The 13,117-nt window shown below is 66.3% G+C and carries 11 protein-coding genes; 6 read left to right on the top strand and 5 right to left on the bottom strand.

From position 1 onward, the window contains the following. Positions 1-42: 42 nt before the first annotated feature. A complete protein-coding gene (locus tag ACVXZ4_RS00795; protein WP_461796358.1) occupies positions 43-1,335 on the bottom strand; it encodes an ABC transporter substrate-binding protein in 1,293 nt (430 codons plus the stop codon). A gap of 289 nt (positions 1,336-1,624) precedes the next feature. On the opposite strand from ACVXZ4_RS00795, the gene ACVXZ4_RS00790 reads away from it, so the two are divergent. Genes ACVXZ4_RS00790 through ACVXZ4_RS00765 form a run of 6 tightly spaced genes read left to right on the top strand, consistent with a single transcriptional unit; the run spans position 1,625 to position 7,423 of the window. Beyond that, the gene (locus tag ACVXZ4_RS00790; RefSeq protein WP_461796357.1) at positions 1,625-2,725 is read left to right on the top strand and encodes a LacI family DNA-binding transcriptional regulator; all 1,101 of its coding nucleotides are present in this window, start codon (positions 1,625-1,627) and stop codon (positions 2,723-2,725) included. A gap of 35 nt (positions 2,726-2,760) precedes the next feature. Then, entirely contained in the window at positions 2,761-3,561 is an 801-nt protein-coding gene (locus ACVXZ4_RS00785; RefSeq protein WP_461796356.1) for a ThuA domain-containing protein, read from the top strand. After that, positions 3,558-4,718, top strand: a complete 1,161-nt coding sequence (locus ACVXZ4_RS00780; protein WP_461796355.1) for a Gfo/Idh/MocA family protein — start codon at positions 3,558-3,560, stop codon at positions 4,716-4,718. Before ACVXZ4_RS00785 ends, ACVXZ4_RS00780 begins: the two co-directional genes overlap by 4 nt. After that, positions 4,715-5,671, top strand: a complete 957-nt coding sequence (locus tag ACVXZ4_RS00775; protein ID WP_461796354.1) for a glycoside hydrolase family 26 protein — start codon at positions 4,715-4,717, stop codon at positions 5,669-5,671. The genes ACVXZ4_RS00780 and ACVXZ4_RS00775 overlap by 4 nt, the downstream gene beginning before the upstream one ends. Positions 5,672-5,699: 28 nt before the next feature. After that, on the top strand, positions 5,700-6,122 hold the full coding sequence (locus tag ACVXZ4_RS00770) for a MarR family winged helix-turn-helix transcriptional regulator (protein WP_461796353.1): 423 nt from the start codon (positions 5,700-5,702) through the stop codon (positions 6,120-6,122). A 5-nt stretch (positions 6,123-6,127) separates the two neighbouring features. Then, positions 6,128-7,423 (top strand): MFS transporter, encoded by a 1,296-nt coding sequence (locus ACVXZ4_RS00765; protein WP_461796352.1) that lies wholly within the window; start codon positions 6,128-6,130, stop codon positions 7,421-7,423. A gap of 43 nt (positions 7,424-7,466) precedes the next feature. Here the strand turns inward: ACVXZ4_RS00765 and ACVXZ4_RS00760 are convergent, their stop codons facing one another. From ACVXZ4_RS00760 to ACVXZ4_RS00745, 4 genes are all read right to left on the bottom strand, one after another. Next, positions 7,467-9,497 (bottom strand): ATP-binding protein, encoded by a 2,031-nt coding sequence (locus ACVXZ4_RS00760; RefSeq protein WP_461796351.1) that lies wholly within the window; start codon positions 9,495-9,497, stop codon positions 7,467-7,469. A gap of 132 nt (positions 9,498-9,629) precedes the next feature. Beyond that, on the bottom strand, positions 9,630-10,478 hold the full coding sequence (locus tag ACVXZ4_RS00755) for a transglutaminase family protein (RefSeq protein ID WP_461796350.1): 849 nt from the start codon (positions 10,476-10,478) through the stop codon (positions 9,630-9,632). Continuing rightward, complete coding sequence (locus ACVXZ4_RS00750) at positions 10,475-11,404, bottom strand: alpha-E domain-containing protein (protein ID WP_461796349.1); 930 nt, start codon at positions 11,402-11,404, stop codon at positions 10,475-10,477. Before ACVXZ4_RS00750 ends, ACVXZ4_RS00755 begins: the two co-directional genes overlap by 4 nt. Then, complete coding sequence (locus tag ACVXZ4_RS00745) at positions 11,398-13,080, bottom strand: circularly permuted type 2 ATP-grasp protein (protein WP_461796348.1); 1,683 nt, start codon at positions 13,078-13,080, stop codon at positions 11,398-11,400. The genes ACVXZ4_RS00750 and ACVXZ4_RS00745 overlap by 7 nt, the downstream gene beginning before the upstream one ends. Positions 13,081-13,117: the final 37 nt, after the last annotated feature.

The raw sequence follows: 13,117 nt of genomic DNA, 5'->3' as shown, positions 1-13,117 counted from the left end.
GCTCTGTTGGTCGGTCGAATTCGATGATGCTGCTGCGTGTCGCTACGACTTCACGCTAGCGAGGGCATCCCCCCATTGCTTGTTGAGGTCTGCGAAGTAGGACTTCATGTCCCCGGGAGCGGCACCGCGGGCGATGTCGACCAGCTTCTGCCGGTAGAGCATGCCGAACAGGTCGATCTGCGCCTTGTTGTAGATGTCCGAATCCAGGCTCGGGTTCTTGGCGGGGTTGAGCTCCACATACTGCACGTCGGCGTCGGTGAAGTCCTGCAGCGTTGACGGGTTCTTCGATCCGACCAGCGGTGACAGGGCACCAGAGTCTTCGGCGAAGGTGGACTTGGTCGTGAACCAGTCGACCCAAGCCCGAGCGGCCGGCTTGTTCTTGGAGTTCACGTTCACCGCGAGGTTGACGTCACCGCCGATGTTCGAGTGGAACTTGCCATCGGTCTGATACGGCATGGGCATGAATCCGATGTCGGCCGGGTCCGCTCCCGCATCCTTGGCCGCCTGCTGGAACTGCACGATCGCCCAGGAACCGAGTACGGCCGTCGCGACCTTGCCAGTGGCGAGCATTCCCTTCGAGCCTTCCCACGCTGTCGTGGTCGGGTCCGGTTCGCTCAGGCCGTCGTGCACCACGGTGTAGAGCAGGGCATCGGTGGTGTACTGCTCGGTGCCCGACGTCCAGGGCGCCTTGTCCTTGTCGCGGTCGGCGACGACATCCGCATTTCCTGAAAAGCCCTGCTGCCCCTGCCAGCTGCTGAGCGGCCAGCCGTCCTTGTAGTTGGTGTAGTACGGGATCGCATCGGTCTTGCTCTTGATCAACTTGAGGTCGGCGATGAACTCGTCGGGCGTCTTCGGGAGGCTGGTGACGCCGGCCTCTTTCCAGACGCGCTTGTTGTAGAGGATGCCGTTGGCGTTTCCGAAGGTGGGAAGGCCGTACTGCTTGCCCTTGTACGACTTGTCGTTGAGGAACCGGTACTTGTCCTTGAGCTTCGCCGTGTCGCCGAGGGGCTCGAAGAACTGCGGAAGCTGGTTGGGAGTGACGGAGGCCGGGATGCCGAGCACGTCGCCGTAATTCTTGGTGCTGAGGCGCGTGGTCACCTGGCCCTCGTAGTCGGTGATTCCCTGCACCTTGACGGTCACCTTCGGATACAGCTTCTCGAAGGCAGCGGTGTAACCGGCGTAGGTCTTGTCTTTGATGAGGTCGGTGCGGTTGGTGAGAACGGTGATCTCGCCGGACGGTGTTCCATCGGCCGATCCACCGCCCCCGGCCGAGCATCCGGCGAGCAGGAGGGCGGATACCGCCACTGCCGCGATCGCGATGTGCTTCTTTGCCATCTCTTGGTCTCCAGATCTATGTCGCCCTTGACGAGACAGCGCCGTCGCCAAGTTGCGCTGCGGTCTTGTGGTGCACGCCGTCCCGGATGACGCTAAGGCAGTATCGCCCGGTCGTCAAGGCTCAATGTCAGCGTTGACATGAAATCCACATTCACGCGTTTCCGCCGTGGATGCCCGAAATGTCACTGATTTTGAGGGATTTCGGCGAGTAACCGGCTTAAAAGCCCGATCACCGATGTCCACGCTGTCATCTAGCCGGGCCTGGCGGCCTCGGTGCTACTGTTGCTCCATGATCGACCCGGTGGCCAGCAGCGAGCTGGTCGGAAGCGAGGCGGACTTTCCGCCCGGAATCGACCGCGCCCCTGCCCTGCCAGCGGCCCCGGCGCCCCAATCCCGCGCCACCCTCGCGGACGTCGGTCGGCTCGCCGGGGTGAGTCCCAAGACCGTGTCGCGGGTGGTTCTCGGCAGCAGCAACGTGTCACAGGACACCCGGGAGAAAGTGCTGAGCGCCGCGAGATCGCTGCGTTTCCGCCCCAACCACCTCGCACGCAACCTGCGCCACGGCAGCGTGACGAACACGGTCGCCTTCGTCATCGGCGACCTCACTAACCCCTTCTATTTCCTCGTCGCCGCCGGCATCGAGCGCGAACTCTCGCGCCACGGTCTCATGATGATCCTCGCCGCCACCGATGACGATCCGGCAAGCGAGGAACGCGTCGTGGAGACCCTGCTCAAGCAGCGGGTGCGCGCACTGCTGATGGTGCCGATCGCCTCGGACCAGGCCTATCTCGAGGGCGAGCGCCAGCTCGGCACGCCGGTGGTATGCATCGACCGGCCGGCCCACAATCTCATCGCCGACTCCGTCGTGCTCGAGAATTTCGAGGGCACTGCCGAAGCGGTTCGGGGCCTGATCCGGGCCGGTCACCGGCGCATCGCCTTCGTGTGCAGTCCGGCCTCCCTCTACACGCACCAAGAGCGGCTTCGCGGTTACCGCCAGGCGCTGCGCGAAGCGGGCATCCTCGACTCGTCGCCGTGGGAGCGACTGGAGGATGCCGACGGACCGACGGCCGAGGAGTCGGTGCGGGACTTGCTCGCCATGTCCGAACCACCCACCGCGATCATCGCCGGCAACAACCGGGCGAGCTCCGGAGTCGTGCGGGCGCTCGGCAACCATTTCGACCGCGTCGCCTTCATCGGCTTCGACGACTTCGAACTCGCGGATGCCGCGGGCATCAGTGTGATCGCGTACGACCCCGCCGAGCTCGGGCGCCAGGCAGCCCGTCTCGTCGTCGCCCGCCTCGACGACCCGATCGGCCCTCCCCAGCAGATCGAGATCCCCACTCGCCTGATCCAGCGCGGATCGGGTGAGCTCGCCGTTCCGCTCGACTGAAAACATCCTGTCACCGCCGAAAGGACTGTTCACGCATGCCCGTTTACCGCGAAACCGCGCCCCTCTCTGTGCTCGTCTGGGGGGAAAACCGTCATGAACAGACCGAACCGTCGGTAGCTCAGCGCTATCCGAACGGCATGCACGGGGCCATCCGTGAGGGGATCGAAGCGAACCTCGGCGAGCGCGCAGTGGTCACGACGGTCACCCTCGACGACCCGGAGCACGGACTGACCGAGGAGCGGCTTGCCGCCACCGACGTGCTGGTGTGGTGGGGACACGCGGCACACGGAGAGGTCGCCGACGAGATCGTCGAGCGCGTGCATCGGCACGTCCTCGCCGGGCTCGGCCTCGTCGTGCTGCATTCCGGCCATTTCTCCAAAATTTTCCAGAAGCTCATGGGCACCTCGTGTTCGCTCCGGTGGCGGGGAGAGATCGACCGGGAGCTGGTGTGGACCGTCGACCCGACGCATCCGATCGCCCAGGGCGTGCCGCACCCGCTCATCATCGAGCAGCAGGAGATGTACGGGGAGTTCTTCGACATCCCCGCGCCCGACGAATTGGTCTTCATCAGCTCCTTCAGCGGCGGCGAGGTGTTTCGCAGCGGCTGCACCTGGAAACGCGGCCACGGCCGCATCTTCTTCTTCAGCCCGGGCGACCAGGAGTACCCCGTGTACTTCCACGACGACGTGCGCCGGGTGATCGCCAACGGCGTCGAATGGGCACGCACCGACAGACCGGATCGCACACCTCCCCGGCTCAGCCGCGTCTACACCGGGGAGTTCTTCCCCCGATTCGATGCAGACGGCAACGCCATCAAGGGCTCGGTGGCACCGTGAGTGCGTTCGCGACCCTCAGCGAGACGACCTCCCCGGTGCGGGTCATCCAGGTCGGAGCGGGAGGGATGGGCCTGGTCTGGCTGCAACTGCTCATCGACACGCCAGAGGTCGAACTGGTGGGACTGGTCGACCTCGACCGTGAGGCCGCCCACCGGGCTCTCGCCGAGGTCGGCCATCCCCAGATCGCGGTGGCGGCCAGCCTGTCCGAGCTCGTCGAATCGACCCGCGCGCACGCCGTCGTCAATGTGACCGTGCCGGGCGCGCACCACCCGGTGAACACCGAGGCGATGTTCGCCGGACTCCCCGTGCTTTGCGAGAAGCCGATAGCACCCACGGTGAGCCAGGCGTTGTCTCTCGCGGCGGCATCCGAGGCATCCGGCCAACTGCTGATGACGAGCCAGTCGCGCCGCTACTACCCGGTTCTCGCCGAGTTCAAGGAATCGCTCGCGGCGCTGGGGGACGTGGGCATCGCCACCACCGAATTCTTCCGGGCGCCGCACTTCGGCGGATTCCGTGATTCGATGGACAGTCCCCTGCTCGTCGACATGTCGATCCATGCCTTCGATGTGGCCCGCTATCTGCTGGAGGCCGATCCGGTCTCGGTCTACTGCGACAGCTTCAACCCGGCCTGGAGCTGGTACGCCGGCGATGCGGCGACCACCGCCATCTTCGAGTTCGCCGGCGGCATTCGCTACACCTTCGTCGGGAGCTGGTGCAGCCCGGGAATCGAGACCTCGTGGAACGGCTCGTGGCGAGTGAGCGGGTCACGGGGTTCCGCGACGTGGGACGGCGAAACGAGTCCCACAGTGGAGGGCGACATCGCGACGGACCGTGCGCTCGTCGCGAACGCCCACTCCGACCTCGAGACCATCGCCGGCTCCCTCGCGGAGTTCATCGATTCGATCCGCACCGGGCGGGTGCCGTCGGGAGAAGTGCACTCCAACATCCTCAGCCTGGCGATGGTGGAGGCCGCGGTGCTCTCGGCCCGGCGCGGCGAGCGCGTCTTCATCGATGCGCTCCTCGAGGACGCGTACGGTGACGCGATCGCCACGGAGAGGCGAGGGGATGTATCAGCGATCTTGGCCGGGTGGGGTTCCGCGCGAGGTGGTCTCTCCCCGGAGCGGGATGCCCCGCTCGAACGGCACGAGTCGGAATGACGATCCTCCCGGTCAACCCGAACGCATCGCCGGCAGCTCGGCGGTTGCTCGAGCGGGTCTCGGCTGTCGGTGGTGCTGGCATCCTGAGCGGCCAGCACAACACTCCTCGTGAGCTGTCGTACTACAGCGAGCAGGCGCACGAGATCACCGGATCGCATCCGGCCATCTGGGGCCAGGACTTCGGATTCTCCGAAGACGGCGACATGGACGGCGTCAACTTCCGCCAGGCCGTGATCGATGAGGCGAAGACGCAGCATGGATCCGGCGCGATCATCACGCTGATGTGGCATGCCGTGCGTCCGACCGAGGCGGAACCGGTCACGTTCCTCGACAGCATCTGCAACGGGATGCTCGACGCGTCCGACTGGGACGACCTGCTCACCGAGGGCACCGAGATCCATGAGCGCTGGGTGCGCCAGGTCGACGTCATCGCGGGGTTCCTCGCCCAGCTGCGGGACGCGAACGTGCCGGTGTTGTGGCGTCCGTACCACGAGCTCAACGGCGACTGGTTCTGGTGGGGCGGCCGTCCGGGACCCCGGGGGCACGCGGCGCTATACCGGCAGCTCTATGAGCGCTTCACCTCGGTGCATCACCTCGACAACCTGGTCTGGGTGTGGAACACCAATGCTCCGCGGAGCGATGCGGCGCCCTACGCGGGGTTCTATCCGGGACACGATGTGGTCGACATCCTCGCCGCCGATGTCTACGCGAACGACTATCGCCAGTCCCATCACGACGAGTTACTCGAACTCGCGGCGGGGCGGCCGATAGCCCTCGGTGAGGTCGGCGTGCTCCCCACCCCCGAAATCCTTGACCGCCAGCCCTGGTGGGCATGGTTCATGACCTGGACGACCTTCCTCACCGAAGAGAACGACCCGGCGGCGGTGCGGCGGCTCTTCGCCGACCCCCGGATGGTGCACCGACGCTTCGACGGCCACGAATCCACTACTTAGCATGGCTAATAAGCTATGCTAAGTAAATATGCCTGACGAACCCACCGATGACCAAGACCTCCGGCTTGCCATTCAGCGACTGGCGCGCCGCATCCGCTCGATGCAGGCCGACGACGAGGTCACCGAGGGCCAGCGTGCCGTGCTCTTCGCGCTGTCGAAGAACGGCACCCAGACCCTCGGATCGCTGAGCGAGCACGAGCGGGTCACTCCCCCCAGCATGAACCGCACCATCAACGCCCTCGTCGAGCTCGGGCTGGTCACGCGGGAGCCCGCCCCGGATGATGCGCGCAAAGTGAGCCTCGACCTCTCGCCGGCCGGGGAGGCCTTCATCCGCGAGACCCGTCGGCGCCGGGACGCCTGGTTCACGACCAGGCTCGATGCGTTGCCGTCCCACCAACGTCAGATGCTGCGCGAGATCGCGCCGATCCTTCGTGACCTGGCCGACAATTGAGCGCGATGTTCCGCTCGCTGAGCGGCTTCAACTATCGGGTCTGGGCGGCGGGCGCACTCGTCTCCAACGTGGGCACCTGGATGCAGCGCACTGCCCAGGACTGGATCGTGCTGACCCAACTCACCGACCACGACGCGGCCGCGGTGGGCTTCGTGATGGCGCTGCAGTTCGGACCCCAACTGCTGCTGCTGCCACTCACCGGACTCGTCGCCGACCGCTTCGACCAGCGCAAGATCCTCATGGCCACCCAGGCGGCCGGTGGTGCGCTCGGTCTCGGTCTCGGTCTGCTCACCGTGACCGGCGCGGTGCAGCTCTGGCACGTGTATGTCTTCGCCGCGCTGCTCGGCATCGTCGCGGCATTCGACTCTCCGGCCCGGCAGACCTTCGTCTCCCAGCTCGTCGGCGGTGCCAACCTGTCGAACGCGGTCGCGCTCAACTCGGCATCCTTCAGCGCGGCACGGATGATCGGACCCGCGGTCGCCGGACTGCTCACCGCCGCCGTCGGTGCCGGCTGGGTCTTCCTGATCAACGGCGCCTCCTTCGGTGCCGTGCTGGTCTCGCTCACCTTCCTGAGAGTCGCCGAGCTGCAACGCTCGCCCCGGGCGAAGGCGAAGAAAGGCAACCTGATGGAGGGCTTCCGCTACGTGCGGTCCCGACCGGACATCATGGTGATCATGGTGATGGTCTTCCTCATCGGCACCTTCGGACTCAACTTCCCCATCTTCATCTCGACCATGGCGACTACCGTCTTCCACAAGGGCGCGGCGGAATTCGGGGTGCTCTCGTCGGTGATGGCGATCGGATCCGTGGTCGGCGCACTGCTGTCGGCGCGCCGTGACAAGCCGCGGTTGCGGTTCCTCTTCGTGGCATCCGCCGTCTTCGGCATCGGGTGCACCGCGGCCGCACTCATGCCGAGCTACTGGGGATTCGCTGTCGCCCTCGCGGTCGTCGGTCTCGCATCGCAGACCATGATGACGACGGCGAATGGGGCCGTCCAGCTCTCCACCCCGGCAGCAGTCCGCGGTCGCGTGATGGCCATCTACTTGGCGATCTTCATGGGCGGCACCCCGATCGGCGCGCCGATCGTCGGGTGGGTCGCCAACGAGTTCGGGCCGCGCTGGGCGCTCGGCGTCGGCGCGGCATCCGGAATCGCCGCGACGCTCGTCGGGTTGTTGTGGCTCGTGAAGTACCGCCACCTTCGCGTGCACTACGCGGATCGCCGGCTGAGTCTCTCCCATGACGGGCGCGAGCGTGCGGCGGAGCAGATCGTCACAGAAGAGGTCGTCTCGCAGAAGGGCTGAGAACGAGCTCGACCCTGGCTGCCGGGAACTGGAGGCCCGCCCGCTAGGCGGGGGACACCGCGCGCGGCATGCTGACGGTCACGGTGGTGCCGCCGGCGACGTGGTCGCTCGTGAGTGTGATGCGCCCCCCGTGCCGCTCGACGAGCGACTTGACGATCGGCAGTCCGAGACCGGTACCGGGGATCACCCGCAGGGCTTCAGCCGGCGACCGGTAGAACCGCTCGAACACCCTCTCGACATCTTCGGGCGGGATGCCCGGGCCGGTGTCCCTGACCACCATCTCCACCTCGTCGTCTGTGCAGGAGGTCGCGACATCCACCTCTCCTCCCGAAAAGGAGAACTTGATCGCGTTGGACAGGATGTTCGACACGATCCGGGTGAGGTCGTGCGACACGGACTGCACCCACGGTGACTGCCGGTCGAATGAGGTCGTCACCGTCACGCTGCGCGAGCGCGCCATGGTGGACTGCTCCTGCACGCACTCCAGGATGAGTTGATGCAGGTCGACGGCTTTGGAGTCATGGATCGGCGTAGCCGCGCTCATGCTACCGAGCTCGAGCAGGTCTTCGACCAGATCGGCCAGCCGGCGGGCGTTGCGCTGGATGACCGCGACATACTCCCGCAGCTCTGGCTCCATCACCGCGTCTTCCATCACCTCGGAAAATCCGAGGATGCTGGTGATCGGGGTGCGGAGTTCGTGACTGACCGATGAGACGAAATCATCCTTCTGGCGGTTGAGATCGCGCAGCTGGTCGACGAGTTCCTGCTCGTGTTCGAGCGCCTTCTGGTTTGCAAGCTGGGCCTCGTACCGCTCCGTGATGTCGACGAACTGCGCGGTGATGACACCCTGATCGAACTCGGAGGTGCGGGTGCTCAAAAAATACTGCACGCGCCGACCACCTCGAGTCGTCAACTCGCCGCGCTGTTCCAGATCCCCGCTGCGGCGATACGAATCGAAGATCTGCGTTGCCGGATCCCGACGTGACAACCGCACGACGCCTCCGGGGCCCAGATCCTCGACGTCGCCGGCGAGCGCGGGCCAATCGAGCATCTCGCTTGCGGCGTCGTTCCCGAGCAGCACTCGCACCTCCGGAAAGCGCACCGGCTGCAGAATGAGCAACCCCACCTGAACCCCGACAAGGCCGCCTCGCAGGAGCTGATCGCGAGACCGAACCTCTTCCGCCAGACGGTCGCGCTCGAGGCGTCCCGCACCGAGGAAGATGATCGTTCCGGCCTGGGCGATGAGGAAGACCTGGACCATCTGGTTCGTGACGCTCACCCCCGCAAGGGTCGAATTGACGAAAGGCCCCCCACCGACCGCCGTAAGCTCCACCGCAAGCACTCCGGCGAGGAGAAGCTCGATGATCACGAAACCGTAGCTGAACCTGAACGCGGCCCAGGACAGTATCGGGAGCGAGAGGAAGGCGAGCGGCAGTGCATTGACCGGCGAGAACACGAATCCGACGAGTGCGAACGTGATGATCACCTGCGCAGCCAGCTCGATCCGATTGACCCTGATATCCCGTCCGAAGACAACGAGGGCTGGCGGAACGATCACGATCACCGCCGCCGCGTGGGATGCCGTCACCGCGATCAACGCGTCGACGAAGCTGCCTCCCTCGAGCAGCCCGATGATCCCTCCGGCAAGCACGCCGATCACGACCGATCCGGCGATGGTAGCCACAAGCAAGCGCGCCACCTCGGTCATCCGCCCCAGTGCCGGACCCCCGACGGCCCCGGAGAGAATGGTGCTGACCAGCCAGGCCTCAAGGAAGTTGGCGATGCCGAAGCCGATCGAGACGGCCAGCGGTCGCCCGGCGACGAAATTCGATCCGGCAGTGACAAGACCGACGAGAAGCGCCGCCCCCCATCGTCGCCTCCGTGCGAAGAGCGCGGCAACCACGCCGACGCCGGCTGCGGGCCACCAGGCAGCGGTCTGGGAACTCGGTGGCGTGAGCGCGACCGCCGCCATGCCAAGCACAAAGATTAGCCCGAGCAGGCCGCCGATGACGGAGAACCTCTGAAGCGCACCGAGGCTGCGCACAACTGCGACGGCGTTCCTGTTAGATCCCAACTCTGCTCCCCCCGAGACTGCCACCTCATTGTGCCACTCGGGGCGCCGCATCCCGCGATTCCTCTTCCCTGCCAGGCGTGCGAATACCCGAGAGGGCGCGCACCTCACCAGCGGGAGCAGAAGGGGTACGACTCAACTCTCGCGGGTGATCTCGACTTTCACGAACAGTACGGACTTGAATGGGCCGGCATAGACGCCGCGCAAAGGGGGCACGTCGTTGTAGTCGCGGCCGCGGCCGACGGTGACGTGACGGTCTCCGATGTCGATCTGGTTCGTGGGGTCGAAACCACGCCATCCGTTGCCGCAGAACCATTCAACCCAGGCGTGGGACTCCCCGGCGACAGTCTCACCGATCGCGGCGTTGGGCCTCGGATGCAGGTAGCCGGAGACATACCGGGCCGGGATTCCGACGGCCCGCAGCGCACCGAGCGCGAGGTGCGCGATGTCCTGGCACACTCCCTTGCGGTGCGCCCACGCCTCGGTGGCCGTCGTGTGGACGCCCGTGACACCCTGCATGTACTCGACGCTCTCGCCGATCTTCATGCAGATGGCGAGGGCGGCGGCACAGGGGTCGTCGGTGCCGTCGGCGATCTCCTTCGCGAGTGCGACGACCTCCGCCGGCGGCTCGGTGCGCTTGGTCTGCTTGCGCTGCTCGACGTACTCCGTGGCGCGCTCGGCCGCTTCGGCAAGCTCCACCCAGCTGAGCTCATGCTCGGGATGATCGCGCGGCCGCACCTCGACGAGGCTCGTGGCCGTGAGCGACAGTTCCTTGTGCGGGGTGAGGATCTCGAACGACGAGACACGGCTTCCCCAGTAGTCCACATAGGTGTGGTGGGCGGAGATCGGCAGGATCTCGAGATTGGAGTAGAGCACCAGCTGACCGTCGCCGCTGGTGGGAAGCATCCGCGCCTCGTTGTAGCTCGCCGTGACCTCACCGCCGTAATGGAAGCCGGTCATGTGCTTGATGCGGAGTCGATTCACGTGTTCTCACCGACCCAGCTCGGTGCGGCATTCGTGGGGAAGTAACGCTGGCGGATCGCCTCCGAGGCCGCACTCGTCGCGGCTTGCACGTTGTCCATGTGCAGCGTGAGGTCCTCGAGGATCTCGGCGATGGGACGGTATTCGAGCTCACTGCGGATCTGTCCGAGCAGGCGCTGCGCCTGGTCTGACACCCCGACGCGGTCGGTGCGCGGCTCGATGTCACGCATGCACATCTCCGCGCGACGTACCGAGAAGAGGATGCTGCGAGGGAACAGCCGGTCGAGCAGCAGGAACTCGGCGGCGTTGCGCGCGCTCGGCACTCCGCGGTAGGTGCGCAGGTAGGCCTCGTACGCGCCGCAGGATCGCAGGATGGTCGTCCACGACGGTCCGCTCGCCTCGGTGAGGCTGCGGGTGGCCAGCAGCCGGGCGGTCATGTCGGCGCGCTCGATCGACCGGCCGAGCGTGAAGAACTGCCAGGCTTCGTCGCGGCTCGTCGCCGACTCGATGATGCCGACGGCGAGCGCCGAACGCTCGCGCACCCAGCCGAAGAACTCGTGCACCTTGTCGGTGGCGATCTTGCGCGGCATCCGGGCGCGGGTCGTGTTGAGGCACTCCCAGAGCTCGCTCGATACGATCTCACGGGCGCGGCGTGCGTTCTCCCGGGCGGCGCCGAGCGAATAGGCGATCGATGCCGGCTCCGAACGATCGACGGCGAGGATCTCCAGCACGCTCTGGCGATTGAGCACCCGGTCCTCTGGCACATCACTGCCCATCACGCTGAGCAGCGATCGGCAGGCGAGGTCCTCTTCGATCCACGGGTCTTCGAGCAGCAGCTGGAGGTGCACATCGAGGATGCGGGCGGTGCCGTCGGAGCGCTCGATGTAGCGCCCGATCCAGAACAGGCTCTCGGCGATGCGGCTCAGCATTGCGATTCCCCCTTCGGACGGGTCTCGACACGCTCGCTGGCGCTCGCTACTCGACCAGCAGCCTGCTGCTGCTGTTCCTGCTGGCCCTGTCCGAGCGTGCGGTCGCGCGGGGCCTGGTCTATCTGGTGCACCTCGGAGTTGATGATCGGGATCGCCTCGGTAGAGGTCGCCTGGTCGGCGACGAGGCCCTGGATCGAGTGACGGGACACCTGAAGGGGCAGCTCCCCGACGACCCAGGTGTCTTTCGACCCGCCGCCCTGCGAGGAGTTGACGACGAGCTCGCCCTCGGGCAGGGCCACCCGGGTGAGGCCTCCTGGAAGCACCCAGACGTCCTTGCCGTCGTTCACAGCGAAAGGCCGGAGGTCGGCGTGCCGCGGTCGCATGCCATCCTCGACGAGTGTGGGGATGGTCGAGAGCTGCACGACGGGTTGCGCGATCCACCCGCGCGGATCGGCGAGCAGCGTCTTGCGCAGCTTCTCCAGCTCGGCGGGGCTGGCGGCCGGGCCGACGACGAGACCCTTGCCGCCGGATCCGTCCACCGGCTTGACGACGAGTTGGTCGAGCCGGTCGAGCACCTCCTCGAGCGAGGCGGGGTCTTCGAGACGCCAGGTGTCGACGTTGGGGATGATGGCCTCCTCACTCAGGTAGTACTTGATGAGGTCTGGCATGTAGGTGTAGACGAGTTTGTCGTCGGCCACCCCGTTTCCGATCGCATTCGCGATCGTCACGTTGCCGAGCCGGGCCGCGAGCAGCAGGCCGGGGCTTCCGAGCATCGAGTCCGCCCGGAACTGCAGCGGGTCGAGGAACTCGTCGTCCACCCGGCGGTAGATCACGTCGACCCGGGTGGGACCGGATGTCGTGCGCATCCACACGCGACCGCCGGAGCAGAAGAGGTCGCGGCCCTCGACCAGCTCGACGCCCATCAGGCGGGCGAGCAGGGTGTGCTCGAAGTAGGCCGAGTTGTAGACACCGGGGGTCAGGACGACGATGGTCGGGTCATCCACCCCTTCCGGAGCGCTCGCGCGCAGCGCTTGCAAGAGCTTGTGCGGATAGTCTCCGACGGGACGCACGCGCATGGAGACGAAGAGTTCGGGAAGGGTCTGCGCCATCACCCGGCGGTTCGAGATCACGTAGCTCACGCCGGAAGGCACGCGCACGTTGTCCTCGAGCACGCGCCATCCGCCCTGCTCGTCGCGGATGAGGTCGATGCCGGACACCTGGATGCGCACCCCGTTGGCCGGATGGATGCCCGCGGCCTCGCGATGGAAGTGACTGGACGAGCTGATCAGGGATGCCGGGATCACGCCGTCCTTCACGGCGTTCTGGGCTCCGTAGATGTCCGCGAGGAAGGCCTCGAGCGCACGGACGCGCTGCTTGATGCCGGCCTCGACATTCACCCATTCGGCGAGTTCGATCACGCGCGGCACCGCGTCGAGGGGGAACGGGCGCTCCTCGCCGGCGAAGTCGAAGGTCACGCCCTGCGCGAGATAGGAGCTGGCGAGGGCATCCGTTCGGCCGCGGAGCTCGTCCTGGGTCATCTGCGCGAGCGCGGAATGGATCTCCCGATAGCCGGCGCGCACCTTGGACGGCTCGTCGAACATCTCGTCCCACGGCGTGGCTCCGGCCATCCGACCTTTCACGACCGGGGCGCCGTATCCCTCGAACAGGCCTTCCATGGCTTCACCTTAGGCCCCGCATGTTGCGGCGTTGTTT

This window comes from Lacisediminihabitans sp. FW035 (genome assembly GCF_054880895.1).
This window is presented reverse-complemented; position numbering and strand designations above follow the sequence as displayed.